The organism is Lacrimispora xylanolytica (genome assembly GCF_026723765.1).
In the GTDB taxonomy this organism is placed as follows: Bacteria; Bacillota; Clostridia; order Lachnospirales; family Lachnospiraceae; genus Lacrimispora; species Lacrimispora xylanolytica.
In genome coordinates, this window is record NZ_CP113524.1 from 3,306,122 (window position 1) to 3,331,409 (window position 25,288).

At 43.0% G+C, this 25,288-nt stretch carries 19 protein-coding genes; 4 read left to right on the plus strand and 15 right to left on the minus strand.

Features of this window, described 5'->3' with window-relative positions; all coding sequences use genetic code 11:
• Nucleotides 1-14 precede the first annotated feature (14 nt).
• From OW255_RS15455 to OW255_RS15505, 11 genes are all read right to left on the minus strand, one after another.
• Nucleotides 15-2,585 carry a PAS domain S-box protein gene (locus OW255_RS15455; protein ID WP_268114579.1) on the minus strand — a complete coding sequence of 857 codons (2,571 nt, stop codon included), beginning with the start codon at nucleotides 2,583-2,585 and terminating at the stop codon, nucleotides 15-17.
• Nucleotides 2,586-2,862: 277 nt separating this feature from the next.
• Nucleotides 2,863-4,080, minus strand: a complete 1,218-nt coding sequence (locus OW255_RS15460) for a glycoside hydrolase family 18 protein (RefSeq protein ID WP_268114580.1) — start codon at nucleotides 4,078-4,080, stop codon at nucleotides 2,863-2,865.
• Between the two features lie 195 nt (nucleotides 4,081-4,275).
• Nucleotides 4,276-5,379 carry a CobW family GTP-binding protein gene (locus OW255_RS15465; protein ID WP_268114581.1) on the minus strand — a complete coding sequence of 368 codons (1,104 nt, stop codon included), beginning with the start codon at nucleotides 5,377-5,379 and terminating at the stop codon, nucleotides 4,276-4,278.
• 24 nt (nucleotides 5,380-5,403) lie between these two features.
• Nucleotides 5,404-6,270, minus strand: coding sequence for a TIGR03943 family putative permease subunit (locus OW255_RS15470; protein WP_268114582.1), 867 nt, complete (start codon nucleotides 6,268-6,270; stop codon nucleotides 5,404-5,406).
• Entirely contained in the window at nucleotides 6,267-7,787 is a 1,521-nt protein-coding gene (locus tag OW255_RS15475; RefSeq protein ID WP_268114583.1) for a permease, read from the minus strand. The genes OW255_RS15470 and OW255_RS15475 overlap by 4 nt, the downstream gene beginning before the upstream one ends.
• Nucleotide 7,788: 1 nt before the next feature.
• Nucleotides 7,789-8,733 carry a CobW family GTP-binding protein gene (locus OW255_RS15480; protein WP_268114584.1) on the minus strand — a complete coding sequence of 315 codons (945 nt, stop codon included), beginning with the start codon at nucleotides 8,731-8,733 and terminating at the stop codon, nucleotides 7,789-7,791.
• 22 nt (nucleotides 8,734-8,755) lie between these two features.
• The gene (locus OW255_RS15485; RefSeq protein ID WP_024838552.1) at nucleotides 8,756-9,562 is read right to left on the minus strand and encodes a metal ABC transporter permease; all 807 of its coding nucleotides are present in this window, start codon (nucleotides 9,560-9,562) and stop codon (nucleotides 8,756-8,758) included.
• Nucleotides 9,549-10,256 carry a metal ABC transporter ATP-binding protein gene (locus OW255_RS15490; protein WP_268114585.1) on the minus strand — a complete coding sequence of 236 codons (708 nt, stop codon included), beginning with the start codon at nucleotides 10,254-10,256 and terminating at the stop codon, nucleotides 9,549-9,551. The genes OW255_RS15485 and OW255_RS15490 overlap by 14 nt, the downstream gene beginning before the upstream one ends.
• A 21-nt stretch (nucleotides 10,257-10,277) precedes the next feature.
• Nucleotides 10,278-11,195, minus strand: a complete 918-nt coding sequence (locus OW255_RS15495) for a metal ABC transporter substrate-binding protein (protein WP_268116618.1) — start codon at nucleotides 11,193-11,195, stop codon at nucleotides 10,278-10,280.
• 94 nt (nucleotides 11,196-11,289) lie between these two features.
• On the minus strand, nucleotides 11,290-11,601 hold the full coding sequence (locus OW255_RS15500; protein ID WP_268114586.1) for an AraC family transcriptional regulator: 312 nt from the start codon (nucleotides 11,599-11,601) through the stop codon (nucleotides 11,290-11,292).
• A gap of 28 nt (nucleotides 11,602-11,629) precedes the next feature.
• The gene (locus tag OW255_RS15505; protein ID WP_024838556.1) at nucleotides 11,630-12,034 is read right to left on the minus strand and encodes a Fur family transcriptional regulator; all 405 of its coding nucleotides are present in this window, start codon (nucleotides 12,032-12,034) and stop codon (nucleotides 11,630-11,632) included.
• Nucleotides 12,035-12,232: 198 nt separating this feature from the next.
• Here OW255_RS15505 and OW255_RS15510 point away from each other — a divergent pair, with 198 nt between their 5' ends.
• The 4 genes from OW255_RS15510 to OW255_RS15525 all read left to right on the plus strand — a co-directional run bounded on the left by OW255_RS15510 (nucleotide 12,233) and on the right by OW255_RS15525 (nucleotide 18,232).
• Complete coding sequence (locus OW255_RS15510; RefSeq protein WP_024838557.1) at nucleotides 12,233-14,041, plus strand: aminotransferase class I/II-fold pyridoxal phosphate-dependent enzyme; 1,809 nt, start codon at nucleotides 12,233-12,235, stop codon at nucleotides 14,039-14,041.
• Between the two features lie 17 nt (nucleotides 14,042-14,058).
• Nucleotides 14,059-14,640: a class I SAM-dependent methyltransferase gene (locus OW255_RS15515; protein WP_331485647.1), complete on the plus strand. Its 582-nt coding sequence runs from the start codon at nucleotides 14,059-14,061 to the stop codon at nucleotides 14,638-14,640.
• 561 nt (nucleotides 14,641-15,201) lie between these two features.
• Nucleotides 15,202-16,362: a tyrosine-type recombinase/integrase gene (locus tag OW255_RS15520; RefSeq protein ID WP_024838559.1), complete on the plus strand. Its 1,161-nt coding sequence runs from the start codon at nucleotides 15,202-15,204 to the stop codon at nucleotides 16,360-16,362.
• A gap of 145 nt (nucleotides 16,363-16,507) precedes the next feature.
• Complete coding sequence (locus OW255_RS15525; protein ID WP_024838560.1) at nucleotides 16,508-18,232, plus strand: methyl-accepting chemotaxis protein; 1,725 nt, start codon at nucleotides 16,508-16,510, stop codon at nucleotides 18,230-18,232.
• Nucleotides 18,233-18,320: 88 nt separating this feature from the next.
• On the opposite strand, the gene OW255_RS15530 is transcribed toward OW255_RS15525, so the two are convergent.
• The 4 genes from OW255_RS15530 to OW255_RS15545 all read right to left on the minus strand — a co-directional run bounded on the left by OW255_RS15530 (nucleotide 18,321) and on the right by OW255_RS15545 (nucleotide 25,018).
• Nucleotides 18,321-20,207: an ABC-F family ATP-binding cassette domain-containing protein gene (locus tag OW255_RS15530; RefSeq protein ID WP_268114587.1), complete on the minus strand. Its 1,887-nt coding sequence runs from the start codon at nucleotides 20,205-20,207 to the stop codon at nucleotides 18,321-18,323.
• 122 nt (nucleotides 20,208-20,329) lie between these two features.
• Nucleotides 20,330-21,214, minus strand: coding sequence for an AraC family transcriptional regulator (locus OW255_RS15535; protein WP_334308243.1), 885 nt, complete (start codon nucleotides 21,212-21,214; stop codon nucleotides 20,330-20,332).
• A 21-nt stretch (nucleotides 21,215-21,235) separates the two neighbouring features.
• Complete coding sequence (locus OW255_RS15540; protein WP_268114589.1) at nucleotides 21,236-22,207, minus strand: serine hydrolase domain-containing protein; 972 nt, start codon at nucleotides 22,205-22,207, stop codon at nucleotides 21,236-21,238.
• A gap of 213 nt (nucleotides 22,208-22,420) precedes the next feature.
• Nucleotides 22,421-25,018 (minus strand): cation-translocating P-type ATPase, encoded by a 2,598-nt coding sequence (locus OW255_RS15545; protein ID WP_268114590.1) that lies wholly within the window; start codon nucleotides 25,016-25,018, stop codon nucleotides 22,421-22,423.
• Between the last annotated feature and the right edge of the window lie 270 nt (nucleotides 25,019-25,288).

A 25,288-nucleotide genomic window follows, 5' to 3' on the forward strand; every position in this document is an offset into this window, starting at 1 on the left:
ATTTACTCCAATATTCACCGATCAAAAGACTTACGAAGAACCTTTTCAACAAACGCCCTCACTACACTCTCATCAAACTGGGTTCCGGCATTGTTTATAAGCTCCTCTACCGCCTCCTCCTGATTCCACTTTCGATGATATCCCCTTGGAGCAATCATGGTATCATAGGCATCTGCAACACTTAATATCCTGGCTGGAAAGGGAATTTCATTGCCTCTAATTCCCTGAGGATAGCCATTTCCATCCATGCGTTCATGATGGCTTAACACGTATTGGGCCGCCTGGGCATATTTCACGGAGGATTTTAAGATCTGGTAGCCTTTTTCCGGGTGGCGTTTGAATTGGGTCCATTCCTCTTCTGTCATGGGTTCTATTTTGGAAATGATTTCTTTATCAAGCCCTATTTTACCTATATCATGCAAAAGTCCTGCAATGGTGATATCATGAATGATTTCATCTCCAAGGTCCATTGCTGTTGCCAGTTCCTTGCATATTTCACTGACTCTCCGGTTATGAGCCTCCTCCTCTTCGTTATCCCGATATAACTGTTCGATAATGACGTGAATGGTCTGATTTCTCATGGAATTGCTCTCTTTTAGTTTTTGCTGGTACATGACATTCTCAGCTTCACTGAAAATATAGAATATATCCTGGTCTTCCATTGTTTTTGTCGAGGCACCAAAGGAGACTGATAATATTCCATGGTCAACGTTTTCCATCGCCATAGCCGTTTTCATGCGGCTTATCATTTCCTGTGCCTCATCTTGTTCCGTCCTTGGAAGGAGAAATACAAATTCATCGCCTCCAATTCTTGCAATGATATCATCGCACCGGCTGTATTGATGAAAGATCTCAACCGCCCGTTTTAAAAGCTTGTCTCCGGTCAGATGGCCAAATGCATCATTGGTCAGTTTTAGACCGTTGACATCGGCGAGAATCAATGTGACAGGAAGATTGCTTTTTGTATCCAGACGTCTTAATTCTTCTTCGTAGAAGCGCCGATTGTAGAGCCCTGTCAGCTGGTCGTGATAGCTTAAATAAAGGACCTCCTGCTGTGCATGCTTGCGCTCTTCAATATTACGGCTGGAGCTGACGATTTCTATTTCCATATTATCGTTGTAGCGGTATTTGCAGGACATTTCTGTCCAGATTCGTTTTCCGTTCTTGTGGATATTCTGCAGTTCTATGGTATATGTCTTGCTCACCTCTGAATGCTCTTTAAATTCCTTAATGCTTCGGATCAGCATCTCCTTGGTCTTTTCTCTGAATTCATTGGGTATCAGGAGAGCCGGGTCCATTTTCATAAGCTCATCTGGATAGAATCCCAAAAAATGATAGACGGAAGGGCTGACATATTTAAGCTTTAACTGATTAAAATTAAAGACCCAGGTCACATCAGAGGAAAATTCCATAATCATCTGCAGGTTCTTCTCACTGTTCCTGAGAGCATCCTCCGCCTTTTTCTGTTCCGTAATATTCGTAAGGAAATATTCAATGGCTGGCTTGTCCATCCATTGAATCAGGACACCATTTGCCTCCACCCAAGCCGTTGTCCCATCTTTGTGCATTACCCGGTACTGAATCCTTTTTTCCAGTACTTCTCCTGACAGGCGCCTGTCATTCGCTAAATTTGCCCTTGCCCGGTCATCTTCATGAATAATTTCAAGAAATGGCTTATTCATAAGCTCTTCCATGGAATATCCAAGGATTTGGGAAAGCATGGGATTATAGATCTGAATCCTTTTGTTTTGAACAATCATAATACTTTCCGATGCATTTTGAAAGATCATCCGAAACTTCTCTTCACTCTCTTTTAAGGCCTTCTCAATGTGCATTCGCTGGGTAAAATCATATTGGGATAACAGGATGGATTTCTTGCCATGATACTTTATGATCATGCCAATGGTAATAGCCCAAAAGACCCGTCCAGACTCCATCCTTAAATTCATATAAAATTCACTGGTCACCCCTGAAGTATGTACCTTATCTACGAACCGGTGCCAGTCTTCTGGATCTACAAATGATTTTATAATACTCTTCCTGCTATAAGCTGCTTCACCAAATTCATATAAGCTTCGCCCTGCCTGATTCATATAAAGAAAGGTGCCATCAAGCCGTAGAACCCCAAGGGAAAATGGAAGATTCTCTATGATAAAATGAAACTCCGAATCTTTCTCCTTTAAAAGCTTTCTCAGCTGACCGCCTTCTTCCACCTGACTTCTTTTAATTGAAATATCGGTGATATTGGTGATCAGATAATATTTTTCTGGTGAGTATACATATACCCGCAGCCAGCGGCCAAACGTGACCGAAAAGCTCTCAAACTCCTTGCTTCTCCCCTGTAGGGCTGCGGTTCCGAATACGCGGATCCAGTCCAGGGATTCCTCCCCAATTGCCGGCATTACTTCAGTAACCCTTTTTCCAATGATCTCTTCCCGTTTTAATCCGCTCATCGTTTCATAAGCTGTATTTACATCCAGAAAATAATAATCACAGGGAACGCCTGCCTCATCAAGAACAATTTTATGATATGCGTATGCCATGGGTGCGTTTCTTACAATCGATTCAAAGAAATGATCATTCATACGATTCCTCCCTCATCTAGCTTTGTTCAATATCATGCGTTTGCTGCTTGTTAAACCTTAACATAAGAACTCCCTTGAGCCAGCAGCTACCTTTGACCTGGAATCATGGTTTCAACAATAAACGATCATACGCAGGTATTCTCTTATTTTACTCATTATATCATTCTTTTTTTCATAACAAAACTTGATTTATTAGGAATTTAGCTTAAAAAAATTAAAAAGCTTCTGCATAGTTGGCTTTTTAAGCCTTGATGCAGAAGCTTCCTTATATATTAGATTACTGATTTAGAATACGATGCATATTGCCCAACAGCTCACCAGACGGATCCTGGCTCAGCTCCCATATCATGGCGCCTGCGAGGCCTTTGGATTTGATGAACTCCGATTTATAGCCAACGGATTCCCCATCTTCATAGCTTATAAAAATCGTGCCATTAAAGAGCCACGGAACCTTTGACTGGGAATGGACGAACCGGGTATAGCCTTCTTTATGTAAGTAATTCTTATTGATATCCTGGTAGCTGATGGAGCTTGCACCACCGAACCTTTGATAGAGTCCCCGGTTAGAATCGGTGACAGAGGAATATAAGTAACCGTAAAATGGAACACCCATTACAAGCTTTTCTTTTGGGAACGATGCATTCAGCCAGGTATCCACTGCCTGCTCCACACTTGTTTTATATTGTGGTGAGGAATCTCCGTTTGGATAAAGTGGGGCCAGCAAATCCGTGTGGGTATCCCAGTGTCCATGAAGATCGTAGGTCATAATATTGGCAAAATCCAGATAGGATGCAATCTTTGATAGCTCTACGTTGTTTACATAAGATTTATCTGCACCTCCAGCAATGGTAAGCAGGTAATGCTTTTGATCTCTTGCACCTCTTTCGTCCAGCTTTTCCCGTATTTTCTTAAGAAGCAGCGTGAAATTCTGTTTATCCTCCGGGCGTTTTCCATTGGTGTTGAGTCCTCCTGCCACCGGGTACTCCCAGTCTAAATCGATACCATCAAATCCATATGTAGTAATAAAATCCACACAGCTGTCGGCAAAGGCATTTCTTCTTTCTTCCGTAAGCGCTGCATCAGAGAATCTCCCAGACCAGCTCCAGCCACCGACTGAAATCAGAGTCTTCAGGTTTGGATTAGACTGCTTTAAGGAATTTAATAGCCGGAAATTCTCTGGGTCTATATCTGGGTAACCAAGAGTCAGCTTTAAATCTGGTCCTATGTTCGCAAAGGCATAGTTGATGTGAGTCAGCTTGGAAGCATCAATTTGATTGGGATAATAATGAGAATAAGCAGACCATGCTGCATAATAACCAACCATTAAATGGTTCTTACCTGCATCTGCTTCCTGTGACTGTACCCCTTGAGAGGCTTCTGCTGCCGGTGCTGTTTCATTTTCAGCATATGCATCTTTTTCACTGCTTACTCCGAAAAGAGCAAGCATGAAAATAGATAAGCCTAACAGTGTCGTTCTAATAACCGTTTTTTTCATTTGACTTTCCTTCTCCTTTAAAGTTTCATCAAGTATATCATGATGGTTATTCCTTGAATAGCGCGCAAAAACTGGTTCCCGTTCCTAATGTTGGTAAATCTGGATATGAAAATAGTTCCATAATATGGCTTTTTATCGCCCATATTATGGAACTATTCCAATCGAGAAATCTCACTGAATCCCTTTTTTACCCTCCTAAAAAGGAGGCGGCTTAATTAAGCCATCCAGCGCTTCTTTTATTTGCTTTTCATTTAATTCTTTCCCAATAAAAACAATCTGGTTATTTCGGTCGCCCCATAGCTCATCCCATTCTTCTAAAAGCTCAGGACTCTCCTTTAAGCTTTCTTCCTGCTCCTCTTTGGTGCCCGCGGCTACCCAGGGAGAGACGGGAGTGATGGCAATGCTGTTTCCTGCCTGTTCAAATAAAACAGCCTGATCTGGCTCCTGATAAAACCATAAGTATCCTTTGGCCCTGATGATATCCTTGGGATAAGAGGTTTCGATCCAGTCATAGAACAGGGCATTGTCAAATGGTTCTCTCCGTTCATAGACAAAGGAGCTGATTCCATAATCCTCATGCTCTTTTCCGGCTTCATGACGAAGCAGTGCCTGAGACAATGCACTGGAACGGCTTAAACGCTCATAATCGTACAGCCTTCGATTAAAGATTTTCCCAACAGGCACCTGACCGCCTGTAGTTTTTATCAGCTCTGCTTCCGGAGATAGGGTTTTAATAACTTGTTCTACCCGCTCCTTCTCTGCTTCTGTAAGAAGATCACATTTGTTTAAAATGATGATATTACTGAACTCAATCTGCTCCATTACAAGATTAATGACGTCCTCTTCCTCCTGGTCACTGTCCGCTCCGGCTTCCAGTTCCTCTACAAATTCGGACAATATCCGGTTGCCATCCGCAACGGATACAATGGAGTCAATATAAGCAGGAAAATCATCCCCCTCATCTTCAAATGCATCTGCAATGCTCATGGGACTGCTGACCCCGGAAGCCTCCACGATGATTCCATCAATCTCCTCATTCTGGGCAATTGTCCTGATCTCACTGATAAAATCATCCTTAAGGCTGCAACAGATGCAGCCTGAGGTCAGTTCCACCACCTGATATTCCAAAGGAAGGCCTTCCTGGCTTCGTATCAGTCTGGCATCCAGATTGACAGCACCCATATCATTGACGATGACTGCCAGACGCAGCCCTCCTTCCTGTTCCAATATATGGTTTAACAGAGTCGTTTTTCCGGCTCCCAGATAACCGCTTAACAAGGTAACCGGCTTTTTTATCATAGTTTCTCCTTTCAGGACCCCTCATTAATAGTAAGGATAAACGTATTCCTCTGAAGGCTTTTCTGCTGCTTCTATTTTTTCCGCTTCTAAAGTTGCATATCCATCCTTTACTGCAAGTTTCCCGGTCACTGTAATCCAGCTATTTTCCCCCCATGGCAGTTTGCCATTAGATACCGCAACAAGCCCCATTGGCGCTAAGTCCGCAGAGCAGCACCACATGGACAATCGGACCACGGCAAATTCATTTTCCTTTTTATCTTCCAGATCAAGGTATACAAACCCTTTTAGCGTGACGGTATAGCCGTCGTAAGCTTCCGGATGGTTGCTTAACTCCGTAATCCACGGACTGAAATCCTCATCCGATATGGTAATGGTCTTTGTTTCGTTATTCAGACCATTTAAACCAGGAGGTGGAGTCTTTGCCTGAGTATCAGGCTGAGCTTCCTGACTTTCGTAATTTTGCTCCTCTTCCAAGGTATCCTCTGGCTTTTCTAACGTATCCTGACCGTAATAAGCATACTCATCAGAAGCCTGTGTGGTATCCTGTGTCGTTTCCACTGGCGAACTCCTTGGAATCCCGGCTCCTCCCTTTACCATGGCCCCTGCTGCCGGAGAAGAAGGCGGAACTGCCAGAAGCAGAATGGGGAGAATCAGTACCATGCAGCGCTTGATTCTGCTTTTATATCTGGGGCGAAATAAATTCCTGACACTTACGGCCGCCCAAAAGAACATAAGGAAAGAAAGCCCATATAAATACGGTTTCATTCTGGGAGTTACATAGTTTAAATAGGTTCCACTTATGGTCAGACGAACCAGCAAAGCACCAAATATCAGATAGGAGGCGCTTTCCGTAAGGGCTTCCAGATTGAGACCTTTTCCACGTAATCTCATAGTCTCAGCCCTCCACTATAAAAATAAGAAAACAGATACACGCCGATAAAACAAACAACAAATACAGTTACCATCAGCCTTATGATAAAGGTTTTTCCAAAACCGGAAAGCAGCATGGCAACGTTCTTAATATCCATCATCGGACCAAACACCAGAAATCCCAGGATTCCCCCCATTGGAAATGAGGAAGCCATGGATCTTGCCACAACCGCATCGGAGGAAGAACAAAGGGATAAAACAAAGGCCATGACCATTAAAAATAAAATGGAGCCTAAAAGCCCTATTCCGGCTCCTGCTCTGGCCATGTCTGGCTTAAACTGCTGAAACAGTGCTGAGATAAAGATACCTGTAAGAAGATATTTCCCCACACTGAAAAATTCATTCTGGGCATGACGCACCATTTGTAAAAACCGGGAGCCAGAGTAGTCCTCCCATTCATCGGCTCTGCCTCCAAACATTTTGTCTGTATAGACTCTCTTTGGAGGAAAGACAAGATAGGTCAGGCCGCAGATAACGGCACAAAGGATTCCAAGGCCGCATCTGGCCCCAATGATGGCTAAGTTCCCATTAAATGCATACCAGGTAGAAAGAATGACCACCGGATTGATTACTGGTGATACCAGCATAAAGGTAATGGCAGCAGACATGGGCACTCCTTTTTTTACCAGACTTTTAAATACAGGTATGGAGGCACAATCACACACCGGAAGACAAAAGCCTGCAAAGATTGCAAAGATCTGGGCCGGAAGGATCCTTTTTGGAAACCTTCTCTGAATCCAGTCAGGGCTTACAAACACCTGAATTGCAGAGGATAGAATAACACCAATAGCCAAAAACGGCACTGCCTGTAAAAATACCCCTAAAAATACGGTAAGAAAGACGTCCAGAGAGAAACGGACAGGTCCCATTACCGGCCTTAGGAGCAGGTATAAAATTGCCGCCGCTGTTACAGATAAAATCCATATCTGAGGCTTTAAATCATAGCGAAACAGCTTTCTCATAAACCCTTCCCAGTTATCCTCTGAAAAAACCGGCAGCTCTGCCCCAAAGCTTAAGCGCTTTGTTTTGCCTGCTGATACATAGACACAGTCGCTTGCTGCCACCTGAGACATGGAAATGGACCCTGAATCAGCTAATCTTTGATCCAGTGAGGTCTCGTCTGCCGCATAAATTACTTTTTCTATGCTGATAACTGGCTTAAGACGAAACTGGAGAAACATTTGCTCAAAGGTATGGAAATGCTCCATACCGTTCCATTCTATTAAAACCAGATCAACCGAATGCTCGGCTAGTTCGGTGCATATCTCCTCACAGATTTCATGAGGAACCTCCTCAAGCTGGCTCTTTTTATAGCTTAGACTCCGGATATGCTCTGACTCCATTAACGGGACATCCCCGTTTTCAAACTGAATGACCAGAATATCCTGCTCCTTAAGCTCCTCATTTGCCAGGCGGTTGATAATTGTGGTTTTACCGGAATCCAATAATCCGGTAACCACCCATACAGGAGTTATCATATTATAGTTTCCCTTCAAATAACGATTTTATTTGTTCTTTTTTAATCCCTGTCCCGATAAAGCAGATTTTATTCCCCTCCGCCTGACTGGATTCCAGTTGAAACTTTCCCGGTATGTAGTGGAATAAGAATTTCCCCTCGTTACAGCTTACAATTCCTTTTCCCCGGAGAATCATGCCGTCTGCATATTGAATCACATGCTCCAGTTTGAGCTTCAGTTCCTCTTTTGTAAGGCTGTCATTACATTCTAACGTAACAGAAGAAAACACCTCTCTGGCAAAACGAAACGGGGAGGAAACTGCACTCAGTAAATGGGATATCTTTGGAGTCTTTAAAGACTCTTCATAAAGCTCCTTCACTGCTTCTACCCTCTCTCCAGTCCGGAATACCTCTGCTGGAATGCTGTCCCAGAAATCAGCCTCGATCCTTGCCTCCTGGTTGCATTCTCTTATTTTATCCAAGGTCTCTTCGATCTCCCCGGAATTGCCCTCTAAATGGCTGATTAGAATCAAATCCCCGTAACGAATCTGATCCACAAAAAATTCTCCGTAATTTTCCTTATACTTATCAAATCTTCTGATGTCTACTACGGTGATACAGCGTTTTATCTCCACAAGCTCCTTCTGCTTTAAGCATGCCTTCACTATATCCGAAAGCTTGCCAACTCCAGATGGTTCAACCAGAATAACATCCGGCTGGTATTCCTTTACAATCTGTCCTATGGCTTTATAAAAATCTCCTGACATACTGCAGCAGATACAGCCTGAATTCATACTGGTGACCGTAATCTCACAGCTTGTTAAAAAGCTGGCGTCAATGCCAGCTTCACCAAAATCATTTTCAATGACCACAATTTTCTGACCCTGGAAAACAGAAGAAGCCATTGTCTGTATCAACGTTGTCTTTCCTGCTCCCAAAAAGCCAGATATGATATAAAGATCTGTCATCTTATTTACTCCTTACTGCCAGTTACCCCTTTCCGCCGAATACCTTCTTTCCAGCGAACATAAATAAAAGGGAAATAACTCCCACCAGAACAATGGTTCCTCCTGGCTTCAATCCAAAATAATAGGCAAAAAACAGCCCCGCGATCATAAAAGCCACGTCAAAGCTGACTGCATAGATAACCGTCTGCTTATAATTTTTCCCAAACTGCATGGCACATGCCACAGGAATCACCATCATGGAAGACACGATCAGTGCTCCTACGGTCCTTGCCGCAACGGAAACCGTAGCCGCAGTCAGTATGGTAAAGATAAAATTCACCTGCTTTACCGGCACCCCCGCCAGCCTTGCGCTTCGTTCATCCAGGGCAATATAAAAAAGCTCCTTATATAAAAGCAGAAATACGAGAAGAACCACCATGGAAACACCTATAACAAGAAACATTTCCATATCACTGATTGCTACAATACTGCCAAACAAAAAGCTGTTAAAGTTTGCAGAATTTTTAACAAATCCAGACAAAACTCCCGCAAGCCCGATTCCAGCAGACATCATAATGGCAATGGACATCTCTGAATAGCGAGGCAGCTTTCTGCGAATTGCCTCGATTCCAAAGGCTGCTATCATACAGGCTGCTGCTGCGGTGGCTACAGGATTTACTCCAAGAATCAGACCTGCTGCTACTCCGGCAAGAGAGGTATGGGAAAGGGCGTCTCCAATCATGGACAATCGTTTTAGTACAATCACGACACCGATGCAAGGAATTACGGTAGCAAGCAAAATTCCCACAAGGAATGCCCGCTGCATAAATCCGTAACTAAATATCTCCATCGCATTCACCCTTCCTCTCAAAGTTGACCCGTATCATCGTACCATTATGAAGATGCCAGACATCGTCTGCAAGCTCTGATAAACAGTTTCTGTCATGGGTGACCATAAAAACAGTCACCCCATCTTCGCGATTGAATTTCTTAATGAGACGGTAAAACTCCTCCGTGTTTTCCTTATCCACTCCAGAGGTCGGCTCATCAAGAATTAATAGCTTTGGCTGGTTTACCAGGGCGCGGGCAAGGAGGACCCTCTGCTGCTGGCCCCCGGAAAGCTTTCCGATGAGCCGCTTTTCAAAAGGCTCCATTCCTACCTGACATAATGCCTGATGCACCAGTTCCTTTTCCTTTTTTCCGCCAAAGCGGAATAATCCGATTCGGGAATATAAATTTGCCTTAACAATTTCCTCCACTGATGCCGGGAAATCCTTATAACCCGCCATTCCATTCTGGGGAACATAGCCTACCTGGCTCCAGCCGTCAAACTGTTTCAGCTCCTGGTCCATAAGTTCTATGGAGCCATTTTCCCCGGTTAAGGGCAGTTCACCTAACAGCATTTTAATCAGTGTGCTTTTTCCGGCTCCATTGGCTCCTATCAAAGCTGCAAACCGGCCCTTGGGAACAGATAAATCTGCTCCTTTTAATACCGGTGTATTTCCATAGGAAAAGGTCAAGCCTTTTATTTCAATCGCGTTCACAATTCTTACTCCTGTCCCTTGTTATTCAAGTGCTTCCTTTAAAGCAGCAAGGTTTTTTTCCATAACAGAAAAATAATCCTCTCCTGCCTTTAATTCTTTGTCGCTAAGCCCCTCTACCGGGCTAAGTACCTCTGTCTTCGCCCCGGTCTCTTTGGCAATGGCTTCCGCCACCTTAGGACTTACCAGCTCCTCAAAAAAGATTGTCTTAACCTGATTATCCCGGACATAGTCAATAACCTCAGCCATTCTGGCCGGATCCGGCTCTGAATCCGGTGTCAGTCCTTCAATTCCCACCTGGGTAAGACCATAGGCAGAACATAAATACCCGTAAGCTTCATGGGAAACCACGATGGATTTGTTGGAAAGAGGTGACAAGGTCTCCTGAAAGGATTGATCCAGCTGATCAAATTTCTCTGCATATGTCTTATAGTTGGCTTCGTAATAATCCTTGTTCTCCGGATCCGCTTTTACGAGTCCATCTTTGATGTTTTCCATTTCCTTTTTCGCATTTTTCGGATCAAGCCATACGTGGGGATCGAATTCTCCATGATCATGTTCATTCTCCTCTTCTTTATGGTCCCCTTCTTCCTCGTGGCCTTCCTTTAATGTAATCCCACTAGAAGCCTCCACGACAATAAGGCTTTTATTACTAAGACTTTTTAAAACATCTTCCGTCCAATGCTCCATACCAGCACCACTATAAATAAATACATTGGATTCTTCCAGACTCGCTATATCACGGGTACCCGGTTCCCACTCATGTGGCTCTGTGCCTGCAGGAACCATGTTTTTTACATTTACTTTATCCCCGCCTACTTTTAAGGTAAAATCATAAACCGGGTAAAAGCTTGTCATTACGCTTATTTTATCTCCCGCAGCTTCCTTTTTTGCAGCACATCCAGTAAGTATCACACTAAAAGAAAGGGCGGCTACAGCCATGAAGCGATTGATCCTTGATCTATATTTTTTCATTATTTCCTCCGTTTTTATCATACATTTAGAACCGCTTTATTCTCCTAGACAAGAGATAACATCAACGATTCAAACGGACCTTTAATCCAACCAGTGAAAGCCTGGGGCTTAATATTCCAGACTCATATGCTTTCAGCTGATTCTTTACAAAGATTATTGCAAACGTGAGAATGACTCCGCTCCCCAATGCCTGTGAAAGCAAGTGGAGGGTACGGATACACGTTTTTATCTCCAAACATACGATACAGCCCTCGCCCGGGCAGTCATGACGAAAACGGGTTAGAACGAAAAAGGATGAGTATAGAAGAGTCAGCGTTACGAAAATGGCAAGAAGCATAGAAACATTATGCCTGTGGTTCCTGAAAAATTTCATAGCCCATCTCCTTTCCTATCCATTTCCATTACTGACACTGGCTGCAATAACCATATAACACCATATGGTGCTGATCCAGCTGAAAGCCATGATCTTCGTGGATATGCTCATAAAATGCGTCCAGTCTGGAGCATTCCAGTGGAATGATTCCTCCGCATTTTAAGCATACCAGCTTACCTACGTTGCCATATATTTCGTCACCGATGTACCGAAATTGTGCTTTGGAACCGTCTACCGATGGAATCTTAACTACAACTCCATCTTCCGTAAGACGTTCCAATGCCCGATATACCGTTGTTTGTCCCACATGGATCCCGTCACGGTGAAGATATTCCATGAATTGTTCCACCGTACAGAACAACTCCTTTTGCTTTTTTAAACAGTTGAGAATAATCTCCTGCTGTTTTGTCCGGTATCTTCCTCTCTCTGCCATATAATACCCCCGTTTTCGAAATCAGAAATCATTTTCATATTATAACACGTATCTCTTCTCTGTCAAGGTTCTTTCATTTTATAAGAAGTGATAAAATTTCTCCCGGATTTGTTATTCCCCCATTGACAGCCCTGGAAAAACCTGTTATTATGTTCATAAATTTAGTTTTTATTATATTTTTGAACAAAGGAGATTGTTATGCAGGCTATCATTCTGGCCGCCGGAATGGGACGGCGTTTAAAAAAGCTGACGGAGCATCAGCCAAAATGTATGGTTTTAGTAAACCAGGTACCCTTAATCGAACGCATGTTAAAGCAACTGGATCACTATCACCTGGACCGAATTATCCTGGTGACTGGACATGAAGGTGAGACTTTAAAATCCTTTACTGCTTCTTTATCCCTTCACACCCCAATTATCTTTATAGATAATCCGGTATATCAGACCACCAATAACATATATTCCCTGTATCTGGCAAAGGAACACCTTCTTCGCGATGATACCATTTTACTGGAATCCGACCTGATTTTTGAACAGGAAGTCCTGACACAGATTGTACATAATCCCTATCCCAACCTGGCGCTGGTGGCTCCCTTTGAAAGCTGGATGGACGGAACCGTAGTTCTTTTGGATCAACAGGATAACATCACCAAGTTCTTAACAAGAAAAGATTTCCGGTTTGAAGACATTCATACCTATTATAAAACAGTCAATATTTATAAGTTCAGCAAAAGCTTTTCCGAGACTCATTACGTCCCATTTTTGGAAGCCTACAGCAAGGCACTGGGAAATAACGAATATTACGAGCAGGTACTAAAGGTCATTTCTTTACTGGACGATCATGACCTAAAAGCTACCCGCCTGGAAAATGGATTCTGGTATGAGATCGACGACGAGCAGGATCTGGACATTGCGGAATCTATCTTTACGGATTCCCAAAGCAGGCTCTCAAGGATTTCCAGCCGGTACGGTGGTTTCTGGCGATATCCAGGCCTTCTTGATTTTTGTTATCTGGTGAACCCATACTTTCCTAACAGCCGTCTCATGGGAGAAATAAAAGCCAGTTTTGAAGCCTTGTGCACAAGCTACCCTTCCGGTCTGGAGGTCAACAATCTTTTGGCTGCCAAGTCCCTGGGACTTAACAGAGATCATGTATTGACTGGTAATGGTGCCGCAGAGCTTATAAGGCCCCTCCTTCGTTCCTTTCAAAATGGGGTGGGCATCATAAAGCCTTCCTTTGAGGAGTACGGAAACTGTGCCAAGCTCCCCATTCCTTTTACGGTCACCACTCCTGATTTTTCCTATACCGTAAAGGATCTTATGGAATTTTACAAAGACAAGGAAATGGATGCCCTTGTACTGGTAAATCCGGAAAATCCTACGGGGAATTACATAAAAAAAGACGATGTTATTTCTCTCCTGGATTTCTGTGCAGAGAAAAGTACCTATTTAATTCTGGATGAATCCTTCCTGGACTTTTCTTCCGCGGAAGATGATCCCTCCTTAATGAATCAGGATATCCTGGATGCTTATCCAAATCTGATTCTGATTAAAAGCATTTCAAAATCCTATGGGGTACCCGGTCTGAGACTCGGAATCCTGGCCTGCAGCGATCCGTCTGTCACTGGTCTTGTAAGAAAGGAACTGCCTGTATGGAATATCAATTCCCTGGCGGAATATTTTTTACAGATTTTTGAAAAGTACCAGTCCGATTACAAGGAAGCTTTACGGAAGTTCAAGGAAACAAGGACTCTGATGTATGAGGAACTCCGTTCCATCCGTCAGCTAAAGCTTTATCCCTCGGAAGCCAATTTTATACTCTGCGAAATCACAGACGGCTGTTCTGCTTCTCAGATTTCAGAGCTTTTGTTAAACCGTTATAACATCTTAGTAAAAGACTTATCCCACAAGTCAGGCATGGAAGGTAGAGAGTTTATACGCATTGCAATCCGCACCAAAGAAGATAATAAGCGGCTGGCTGATGCGCTGAAACATATATTGCGATAATAAAGGAGGCAACAAACATGAATACAATGGAAACAAACAAAGAAACCTGGAAACAAATCTGGACCCGTAAGGGCAATGCAGACAGTACCGTAACCGACTTACTTGCCTACGATGGATACGAGGCAACCCAGGTAGATATGGAAGAAGTAGCAAAACAGGTTATAAAAAGACTGGATATCCGTAAGGAGGATAAGGTGTTAGAGGTAGGCTGCGGGGCCGGAGCACTTGCCCAGTACTTAGACTGCGATTATGTGGGCATTGATTACTCCCCCACTCTCGTTAAAAAGCATATTGAGATCCTGAATCACTCAGTCCTTACCGGAGAGGCTGCTGACCTGCCTTTTAAGGATAAATCCTTTGATAAAGTCATCTGTTATGGCGTCTATCTCTATTTTGACAACAAAGATTACGCCAAGGCTGCCACCGAAGAGCTGTTACGAGTGGCTAAAAAAGGTGTGTTAATCGGAGAAATCCCCATGCGTTCCCACAGGGATGAGCATCTGTTATTTGTAAAGGATGATTTTAAAGGCTGGGATCTCAGCGACGGTTTTTATGACCCCTACCGTAAGGACCGCTTCAATGCAGTTTATATGTTTTAGAAATAAATAATTATATATAGAAGCAACACCAAAAAAGGCAGCGGTCAGTCTATCTGAGCGTTGCCTTTTTTAGCCAATTTCTTTTTACAAAAACCTAATATTTATTTATAAAATTACTATGGTAATATTTCTAAAAATGATTATAATGATGGTAATACTCATTAATGACGTCCAAACAAAAATACATTACAAATCATCCTACCTGGAATGATAAAGGAGACACTATTTTAATTCTATTATGTTAAGTCATATTCCTATTTTTCAATGTGTTTATTTTTCATCTACACAATCTTCCCAATATTAAATCTATTTCATTCTATACAGTCAAAAACGGTACTTTTATCCACTAAAAAAGGCGCAGTTTAACTAAAACCACGCCGCAACTTTCAGACAAATTTCGACATCTTTCATTATATAATATCGGTTTATTGTTTGTCAATCCTAACAAAAATAGTATTGATGATAGAATTCAAACACTTAAAAATGAAAGATGCAAAGCATTTTTGGCGAAATTCACAACATTCGCCGTCAAAAATTACGTCAAAAAGGAGAATTATAGCAATGCCGCGCAGAGGTGAAAATATATATAAGCGAAAAGACGGGCGCTGGGAAGGCCGACAGCAAAAGGCTACTGGCAAATACCAGTACTTTTACGGAAAAAGTTATCGAGAAGTGAAAGAAAAAATGAGATTATTTATAGAAAATAACAAATTATCAGACAATGCAACAGGAAGTTCTATTCCTGATGCGGTAGAGCTTTTAAAAAACTGGTTGGAATGCGAAGCGGTCAATCGAGTAAAGCCCTCTACCTATGAAAGTTATTATAATTGTTTAAACAAATATATTATTCCATTTTATTTAGAAAATGACTGCGAAGAAATTACAGAAGAATCTGTAACGTTATTCGTAAAAGAAATGAAGGAAGAAGCCTCCATCTCCGATGCTTATAAGAAAAAGATTCTTGCTGTCTTTAAAACAGCATTAAAAGAAATACTTACAAACCACAAAGACTCTTCCAGTATTCTTCAGGCAGTGAAACTACCTAAAACAGAACAAAAAGAGGTAGAGATCTTTACAATGAAAGAACAAAGAAGTATAGAATGGGCAGCCATTAATTTTGAAGATAAACGTGCACTCGGAATCATACTCTGCATATACACCGGCATTCGTCTTGGTGAACTTTGTGCCTTAAAGTGGAGTGATTTCGACTTAGAAGCTGCGACGATGTCCATAAAGCGTACCGTGACTCGTACAAAAAACTTTAAAAAGCAGGAAAACAAAACGTTGCTGAATGTTGGTACTCCAAAGAGCCGGACTTCCATAAGAAAAATACCCCTTCCAGCATTCCTTGTAACCATTGCAAAGGATTTTATCTTAGCTGGAGACAAGGAAGATTATTATATATTATCAGGCAGCAATCTTCCCATTGATCCCAGGGCATACCAGAAGTTATATAAAAGGGTTCTTAAAAAGGCCGGTGTCAAGGACCGGAAATTTCATTCAACCCGACATACCTTTGCTACCAGGGCTCTGGAACTTCACGTGGATATCAAGACTGTTAGCGAAATATTAGGCCATTCTAATGTAGCAATTACCATGAACGTCTATGCGCATTCCCTTATGGAACAGAAAAAAATAGCCATCGATAAGTTTAATGATATGCACCTTACCAGCATGAAGCAACATTCATTCGCCGTCGAAACTTCCGTCATCACTGCATAATACTATGTAAAATCAAGGTTTTTTGCCATAGTGCCACAGTTTTAGTTAAACTGCGAATCCCATATGCACGCAATCTGATTTTTCTTGAAGAACAAATTGAAGCAATCGTACATAAGAAAAAGACCAATAACAGGAGGTTCAAAGCATGAAAAATTTCAGGGATTACAGTATTACAAAAAAACTACTCACCGCTTTCCTTAGTGTAGTGCTGATGATGCTAGTCGTCGGAGGCGTGGGTATCTTTGGCATGATCCGCATCAATCAAATGGATACCTATTTATATGAGGAGCAGACAGCACCCATCAGCGAACTATTTGCATCAACCAAAAACCTTTACACTCTTCGTACAGATATTAATGCGATTGTTGTTCATTCAGGAAGCCAATCTGAGCTTACAAAACTGGAGCAGGAATATCAGAATTCAAAAAAGGCATTTCTTGACAACGCAGCAGTATACCGGAAAAGCATAAAATCTGATTCAACTTTGGCATTGCTTGATGAAGCGACCCAATTGTTTGAGCAGTCATACGATCCGATGATTCAGGCGTGTCTGGAGGCTGCAAAATCCGGAGATAGTATCTCTGCCTTATCTGCACTGAACCGTGATAGTGAAGCCATTCAGAAAATTTACGACAACATGGATCAGCTTATCACCCTTCGTATGGATGCTGCGAAGCAGACAAGCCAAGGCAACGACAGCACCGCTGTGGTTCTAACGGTAATCCTGTGCATCATTGTGGCTTTGGGAACTATTGCTGCTCTCTATTTAAGCTTTAGAATCTCTAAGATGATCAGTGATCCTATCGGTCAGGTAGTACTTGCTGCAAAGAAAATCGCTCTTGGTCATGTGGATGTGGATTTAAAAGACATAGATTCCAAGGATGAAACCGGTCAGCTCGCCGATGCATTTACCCAGATGCTGAATGGAATCAGGGAGCAGGTGATGATTGCAGAAGAAATCAGCAATGGTGACTTCACTCAGGAAGTTCCCCTCCGTTCCGACGAAGATGTTCTTGGACTTGCTCTTCGAAAGATAGAAAATGACCTTAACCGCACTCTTTTACTTATTAATATTTCAGCCGACCAGGTAAATACCGGTGCGGAGCAGGTATCCTCTGCTGCCCAGGCCTTGGCTTCTGGTTCCACCGAGCAGGCGGCTACCGTAGAAGAGCTGAATGCTTCTATTACTACCATTGCTAAGCAGGCAGAGCACAACGCAGACAACGTCCGCCTGGCTTCCACCTATGTGGAACAAAGCAGCAGCGGAGTCCTTGCAAGCAATGAATTTATGGAGAACTTAAACGAATCCATGAATAAAATTGGTACCGCCTCCGCAGAGATCTCCAATATTACAAAGGTAATTGAAGATATCGCTTTCCAGACAAACATTCTAGCCTTAAATGCAGCCATAGAAGCAGCACGTGCCGGGGATGCCGGTAAAGGCTTTGCAGTTGTTGCTGACGAAGTACGAAACCTTGCCATTAAATCTGCAGAAGCAGCCAAAGAAACTGGTATCCTTATCACTCATTCCGTAGAAGCCGTTTCCGAAGGGGAACAGATGGCGACTGAAACCTCCAGAATCTTAAAAGAAGTACAGGAAAAATCCAAGCTGGTGGAGCAGGCAATACAGGAAATTGAATCAGCCTCAAGCAACCAGGTGGCAGCCATTGAAGAGATCAATCAGGGCCTGTCACAGGTATCTGCAGTCATTCAGACAAACGCAGCAACCGCAGAAGAAAGCTCTGCCTCCAGTGAAGAGCTGGCTGCACAGGCACAGACGTTACAGCAGGAAGTCGGAAAGTTCAAGCTCAATAAAAACACTTCCTTACAATCCAGTTTATCCCCTGCTTTTGGTTTAGGAAAATACTAATAGCGAAATAACAGGATACATATTAAATACAAATATTACATAAAAGCGTAGAATCCCGGCCCTTAACGGTCCTTATTCTACGCTTTCTTTATACCATATCTTCTCCAAACGCAGTCTCAAACCATTCCATACACCATCTGGTCCATTCTTCCTGAGCCTTATCCCGTTCCTCTGCAATCTGCTGATAAGTAAGGGCTTCCTCCCACTCCATACCATTCCAGAACTCCTGAGAATTGATCCAGGCCGTTTTTAATTCTTCCAGACGCTCTGACAGTTCTTCCACCCTGTTTCTTGCCGGTACCAGCTTTTCAAGGACTAGGCCCAGCTTCCAATCCAGGTATGCTTCCTCTGTGGAAATCTCCTTTAACCGATGTCGTTCAGCTTTTGGTACTGCCCTCATGCCGGCAATCAAGGCCTGCTCTTCCGCCTTCACTCTGGCTGCGATTCCTTCCCCATTCTCTGCTTTTCGGCTTCGTTCCAGGTAATGCTCATAGCCAAAATGATAATAAAATACAGATTGTCCTTCAAAAAGCAAAATAGATTCGGCCAGACGACTTAAAAAGTACCGGTCATGAGATACAAATAAAATAGTTCCCGTATAGCTCATAAAGGCAGATTCCAGTGTTTCCTTCGCCTTGATATCCATATGATTGGTGGGCTCATCAAGTATCAGGAAATTAGGTCTGCTCTGTAAAAGCTCCATGAGCACAAGCCTCGCCTTTTCTCCGCCTGATAAGGAATTTACTGGCTTCATGGCCTCTTTTCCACCAAATAGATAAGCCCCCAAAATGCTCCTCACTTCTTTCTCCGTCAGAGAAGGAAATAAATCGTGGAAATGCTCTGCCACGCTTTTCGCAGAAGTTATTTCTGAAGAATGCTGATCAAAGTAACCAATGGTAATCTGATTGCCAATGGAATACTCCCCGGACACCTTTGAAATCAGTCCAGCGACTGTTTTTAAAAAGGTGGTTTTTCCGGCTCCATTTGGTCCAAGAATTCCGATCTTCTGCCCCCTGCGGATTCTCATGGTCAGTTCCGCAATCGGCCTGTCGTATCCTATTTTTAGATGCTCTGATTCAAAGACCCACTTGCTGCCCAGGATTGCCGGTTCTATGGCACCGGTAAATATATGGGCTTCATCCTCCATGGGCTTTTCTACCAGTTGAATCCGCTCCGCTGCCTTTTTCTTGGCTCTTGCAAAGGCTGCCTTGCTTGGCTTATTCTTAAACCGCTCCACCAATGCATTTAAGCGGTTGATTTCCTCCTGCTGCCTTTCGTATTCTTTCGTTTTGATTCGAATATACTTTTTCTTCTCTTCCCGGTAATGAGTGTAGCTGCCGGGATACTTCGTAAGCCTTTTTCCTGAAAGTTCATAGACCACTGACACGGTCTGGTCCAGAAAAAAGCGGTCGTGAGATACCATTACCACGGATTTCTCATACTGCTTCATATACTGTTCCAGCCATTCTACGGTCTGAATATCCAGATGATTGGTGGGCTCGTCCAAAAGGAGGATATCAGGCTTTTGAAGCAAAAGGCTGATCAGTGCAATCTTTGTCTGCTCACCCCCGGAAAAATCGGCTATTTTTCTTTTTTTGTCCTCTTTTAAAAATCCAAAGCCTGTAAATAACCTGTCATATTCCCTCTCATATGCAAACCTCTCCATAGAGAAGGTGTCCTTAAAAGGACAAGAGGATAACAGTTCTTCCTCCACAGTCCTGTCTTTCTCTATAAAAGCCTGCTGCTTTAAATATCCTATGGTTGGTTTTCTGGATGTAACAATACCCGGACCATTTCTCTTATCATCCCGGTCTAAGGTGATTTCTCCGGCAATCAATTTTAAAAGGGTGGTTTTTCCGGCCCCATTGCTGCCCACCACCGCTATTTTTTCATTTCCCCGTATCTCAAAATTGATATGTGACAAGATCAAATTGCCGCCTGCACTCACTGTCCCGTCTATGATTTGATACAACATTTTAATTTCCTCTGTTTTCTGATATTCCTTATTGTAACATAAATTGACGTTTTTGGGGCTATATTTTTCCAATTCTACATGCCTGCGAAGCTCAGACGCAGGCACAGAATGAAGAGGGCAGCTTATTTCTTTTCCACAGCCACCCAGATTTCACAGGTGTAGGCGGGATTATTTACATCAGCAGATGGATACACCTCAAAATCCGTGCCGCCACAGGGACGGTAATCACTTCCCGGGAAAAATTCACTGTAAATTTGATGGTATAGCCTGTGAAATGCATCGGGCATCTTTCCCCTGCACTGAAAGACTGCATAGGTATGAGACGGTATCTCCTCTACCGAAAATGCATCTTCTATCACCGATACGTTATGACAAGGAATTCCTATGGCATATGGATAATTGGAATCCCCTGCGTCATTCCCAAAGCTTGCACCAACAATGGAGTGATTAAACATAGAATCTTCCGGGATATATTGGCTCAGAGCCTCGATTGTTCCATCTTCATTGCATTGACGCCAGAAGTCAGAGATATGGGTAAACGATAGCTCCTTTTCACTGGACAACCCTGTCTTTTTGCAGATCATTGAAAACCCGTCCTTCGTTTCCATCCTGTAATCTATAATCGTTCCTCCATCTAAGGATAATTTTACAGACAGACGGGAAAATGACTTTAAGCTGGCTCCATTTCGCGCCTGAGACGGGGATACTCCATGAAAGCGTGTAAAGGCACGGCTGAAGCTTTCCTGAGTGTCATAGCCGTATTTCACAGCAATATCAAGTATCCGGGTGTTGGAAGCCGCAAGCTCGCTGCCAGCTAAAGACAGCCTTCTCATACGGATATAATCACCCAGGGTATATCCGCATAAAATACGGAACACCCGCTGAAAATGAAAGCTTGATGAGTACGCCTGTTTTGCTATTTCATCAAATTTAAGTTCCTCGGTAATATGCGCCTCCATGTAATCCACAGCCTTTTGTATTCCGCTAATCCAATCCAACGCATTCACCTCCTTTTATTAAGAACCTTTCTACTCGAACATGGGAATGATATGTTCTGTAACCAGTTCCAGTTTATTGTTCGGCCTAAGGGAAAAAAGAGCGGTAAGAGCAACCACCATTTTTTTAACGGGATGGACAAAAATCATGTTACCTCCATCTCCGATTGCTGCATAGCAAAGGCCGCTCTTTGTCGGAATGATCCACCATAAATACCCATATGGCAGCTCTCCCCAACGGCTTTTTTCCTTTGTGCTTTCCTCAATCCAATTAGAAGCTAAGATCTGCCTTCCATGATAAATACCCCCATTTAAGTATAATTCACCAACCTTAGCCATATCCCGGGGTGTTAAGCACAGTCCCCAGCCAGCAGTGTTGACTCCCGTTTTATCCACGATCCAGCCACTGGAATATTTGCTTTTTATGAAGGATATGTGCTCTTCCTTATCACGGATCTCCTTACTTTGAGGCACTGCTATGTCCATAGGTACCAATAGATTTTCTGCGGCAAAATCAAGGACGGATCGCCCTGTGGCTCTTACAAGAATCCCGGATAATATCTGAGCTCCAACCGTAGAATACTTAAATTCACCTGTGATTCCAGACCTTCCTCCCAGCAGATCAAGAGCTGCTTTTGTCCAGTCATCGCTTTTATACACCTTGGTATATGGTTCCGACCTGTACTTATAGGGTGCAGTCATTGTCAGCATATGTCTAAGAGTGACTTCCTGAATTGTTTTTTCTCCACGTTTTACTGTATACTCCGGAAAGAATTCTAAAACCTTTTGATCCACATCTTTAATATATCCCTTGTCAATGGCAATGCCTATGAGGGCTGATATTATGCTTTTTGTAACAGACATCACATGTACCGTATCCTGAGAAGTATAACCGTTAAAATACCCTTCGTATACCATTCTTCCATTTTTCAATACGATGACACCTGTAACATTATTATATTCTGTTTTAATTTGTTTTTCAAAGCCTATTATCTTTTCGTCCATGATTCCTCCTTAAAATGCTCCTATTATGAGGATTTTAAAATCTGCCTTATTCACTATCTGCCTTCCTCATTTCTTGTATCATTCCTATTGTAAGGAAAAAGGGCTTTTATTACCTGATTATTTGTGCGGAGCAGTGACAGGTACCATGCCCGTAATCTCTTATATACGAAAAGACTCTACGGAGTTCCCATAGAGTCTTTTTGACAATTCTTATTAATTTCTGTTATTTATTATTTTTGAAATCTGGATGATAACCGTAGGAATGAATGCCAATCCATAGATCATTCCCAGCTGGTTCCCGCTTAATGGTGCCACGGAAAAGAGTCTGGAAAGCAGAGGTACAAACATTACCATGTGAAGCAGTATCACTCCGGCGATAAATGCACCGAGGCTGTACCAATTGGTGGAGAATCCTATTTTGAAAAGGGAATATTTGCTTCTGCAGTTAAACCCATGGAACAACCGGGATAAGGTCAGTGTAGCAAATGCCATGGTGCTGGCTACTGCCGGGCTTCCTGTTTTCAGTCCCATGTGGAAAGCTGTCATGGTACAGGCTGCGATTAAAGTACCCTGCATCAGAAGCTTTAAGAGGAAACTTTTTGTAAGAATCCCTTCCTTTGGATCTCTTGGCTTTTCTCCTAACAAATCATGCTCTGCAGGCTCCATACCAATGGCAATGGCCGGAAGGGAATCTGTAAGCAGATTGATAAAGAGCAGATGCACCGGAGCAAATGGGATTGGAAGCGCCATAAGGGAAGTGTAGAGAACCGATAGAATTCCGGCTGTATTGCCTGACAGCAAAAACTGAATGGCATTTTTTATATTCCGGTACACATTTCGTCCATTGGCAACGGCTTTTATAATCGTGGCAAAATTATCATCAGAAAGAATCATGGAGGCCGCATCCTTGGAAACCTCGGTACCGGTAATTCCCATGGCTACCCCGATATCCGCCTTTTTTAAGGCCGGGGCATCGTTGACACCATCTCCGGTCATGGCAACAATATTGCCTCTTCTCTGCCAAGCATCTACAATTCGAATCTTATTTTCCGGTGATACTCTGGCATAAACGGAGGTTTTTGTAATCTTCTCATCAAGCTCTTTGTCAGTCATACCATCAAGCTCCGCCCCTGTCACAGCCAGGTCCCCTTCTTCAAAGATGCCGATCTGCTTCGCGATGGCTGTCGCTGTGATCTTATGGTCCCCAGTGATCATGACCGGACGGATTCCCGCACGCTTTGCATCAGAAACGGCTGCCTTTGACTCTTCCCTTGGCGGGTCCACCATGGATACCAGTCCAAGGAATATAAATCCATTTTCCGAGTTTAACGAAAGGACATGATCTTTTTCCACTTCCTTGTAGGCAAATCCCAGAACACGCAGACCATTTTCGGAAAATCTCATGTTCTGATTTATAATTTCTTCCCGATCCTTTTGGTCAAGCTCTCTGATGCCTTCTGACGTACGGATATGAGTCATGCGGTCTAATAATACATCAACGGCTCCTTTGGTCAAAACAGTTGGAACGCCGTGAAGATGGTATTTGGTGCTCATAAGCTTACGGTCTGAATCAAAGGGAAGCTCTTCCAGACGGTGCATTAAATCCCTTAAATAATGGTGGCTTACTTTTATTTTCCCTGTCATCTCAAGGAGGGCATATTCCGTCGGATCACCGATTCCCTTTCCTTCCACAATGGCTGAGTCATTGGTAAGGACCGCATCGTAGATTAAGTACCGGTGAAGCTGGCTGCTGATATCAAGGTCCTCAGGTGTCATCGTTATTCCATCGATATAGATATCCTGAACCGTCATCTTATTCTGGGTCAGGGTTCCTGTCTTGTCGGAGCAGATGACTGAAACACAGCCAAGACTTTCCACTGCTTTTAATTCTTTGATAATGGCATTTTCTTTGGCCATTCTCTGAGTTCCCATGGCCTGAACAATGGTCACAATGGAGCTTAATGCCTCTGGAATGGCTGCAACTGCAAGTGCTACAGCAAACATGAGAGAATCCAGAACCGGCATTCTGCGGTAAAGGCTTAAGAGAAATACTAACCCACAAATGATCATAATCACGAATGCAAGACGGCTGGAAAACTGGTCCATGCTGGCCTGGAGGGGTGTCTTCTTTTCTTTTGTGGCATTCATAAGACTGGCGATCTTACCGATTTCCGTGTTCATCCCCGTGCCGGTAACTGCGACAACAGCTCTTCCATAGGTCACTAGACTGCCGGAATAGACCATGTTCGTACGATCTGCCAGGGGCATATCCAGTTCAAATACAGCATCTTCTTTATCTACATTGGTGGATTCCCCAGTCAGGGAGCTTTCATTGACCTGGAGGGAATAATTATTTAAAATTCTGCCGTCAGCCACTACCATATCCCCGGCCTCAAGGAGAAGGATATCTCCCGGAACTACGTTCCTGGAATCAATCTCAATTTTCTGACCATCCCTTATGACCTTTGCCGTTGGTGAAGACAATAACTTTAAGCTTTCCAGTGATTTCTGGGCCTTTTCATGCTGTACGGTTCCTAATATGGCATTTAATAATATAACCGCCACAATGACAACCGTGCTTTCCACATTTCCGGATAACATGGAAATGGTGGCAGCTACAATGAGTATAATGACCAGGAGATCCTTAAACTGTTCGGCAAAGACCTGGAGCGTACTTTTCTTTTTGCCTTCTTTAAGAACGTTTTCTCCCTTTTTTAAAAGCTCGGCGGCTTCCTTAGAGCTTAATCCTTCCTTTTTCGTATGAAGCTCCTTTAAAACCTCTTCACCACTTTTTTGATACCAATCCTTCAAACTTTCCTCCATTCCGCTGTCCTCAATCACACAGCCACGCAAAAATCCTCCACAGGCTACTTATAGCATCTCAAAAAAGTATAAAAAAAAGACCATTAATGCATTCTTTTATGGATGACGTATCCACAAATAAATACATTAAAAGTCTGGTAACCACCTTTGGGCATGCACCACCAGGCTGCTTTTAAAAGCCGGATGTTGACAGTGCATTAAAACTACTCCCTTTTAACGAATCTGATATTCAGTTGTTTGTTTTCAATTCTTTTTGAG

Excerpts from the sequence above, each read along its gene's own strand:
- OW255_RS15455 (WP_268114579.1), bottom strand. The coding sequence starts at position 2,585 with ATGAATGATCATTTCTTTGAATCGATTGTAAGAAACGCACCCATGGCA.
- OW255_RS15460 (WP_268114580.1), bottom strand. The coding sequence starts at position 4,080 with ATGAAAAAAACGGTTATTAGAACGACACTGTTAGGCTTATCTATTTTC.
- OW255_RS15465 (WP_268114581.1), bottom strand. The coding sequence starts at position 5,379 with ATGATAAAAAAGCCGGTTACCTTGTTAAGCGGTTATCTGGGAGCCGGA.
- OW255_RS15470 (WP_268114582.1), bottom strand. The coding sequence starts at position 6,270 with ATGAGATTACGTGGAAAAGGTCTCAATCTGGAAGCCCTTACGGAAAGC.
- OW255_RS15475 (WP_268114583.1), bottom strand. The coding sequence starts at position 7,787 with ATGATAACTCCTGTATGGGTGGTTACCGGATTATTGGATTCCGGTAAA.
- OW255_RS15480 (WP_268114584.1), bottom strand. The coding sequence starts at position 8,733 with ATGACAGATCTTTATATCATATCTGGCTTTTTGGGAGCAGGAAAGACA.
- OW255_RS15485 (WP_024838552.1), bottom strand. The coding sequence starts at position 9,562 with ATGGAGATATTTAGTTACGGATTTATGCAGCGGGCATTCCTTGTGGGA.
- OW255_RS15495 (WP_268116618.1), bottom strand. The coding sequence starts at position 11,195 with ATGGCTGTAGCCGCCCTTTCTTTTAGTGTGATACTTACTGGATGTGCT.
- OW255_RS15500 (WP_268114586.1), bottom strand. The coding sequence starts at position 11,601 with ATGAAATTTTTCAGGAACCACAGGCATAATGTTTCTATGCTTCTTGCC.
- OW255_RS15505 (WP_024838556.1), bottom strand. The coding sequence starts at position 12,034 with ATGGCAGAGAGAGGAAGATACCGGACAAAACAGCAGGAGATTATTCTC.
- OW255_RS15510 (WP_024838557.1), top strand. The coding sequence starts at position 12,233 with ATGCAGGCTATCATTCTGGCCGCCGGAATGGGACGGCGTTTAAAAAAG.
- OW255_RS15515 (WP_331485647.1), top strand. The coding sequence starts at position 14,059 with ATGAATACAATGGAAACAAACAAAGAAACCTGGAAACAAATCTGGACC.
- OW255_RS15520 (WP_024838559.1), top strand. The coding sequence starts at position 15,202 with ATGCCGCGCAGAGGTGAAAATATATATAAGCGAAAAGACGGGCGCTGG.
- OW255_RS15525 (WP_024838560.1), top strand. The coding sequence starts at position 16,508 with ATGAAAAATTTCAGGGATTACAGTATTACAAAAAAACTACTCACCGCT.
- OW255_RS15530 (WP_268114587.1), bottom strand. The coding sequence starts at position 20,207 with ATGTTGTATCAAATCATAGACGGGACAGTGAGTGCAGGCGGCAATTTG.
- OW255_RS15540 (WP_268114589.1), bottom strand. The coding sequence starts at position 22,207 with ATGGACGAAAAGATAATAGGCTTTGAAAAACAAATTAAAACAGAATAT.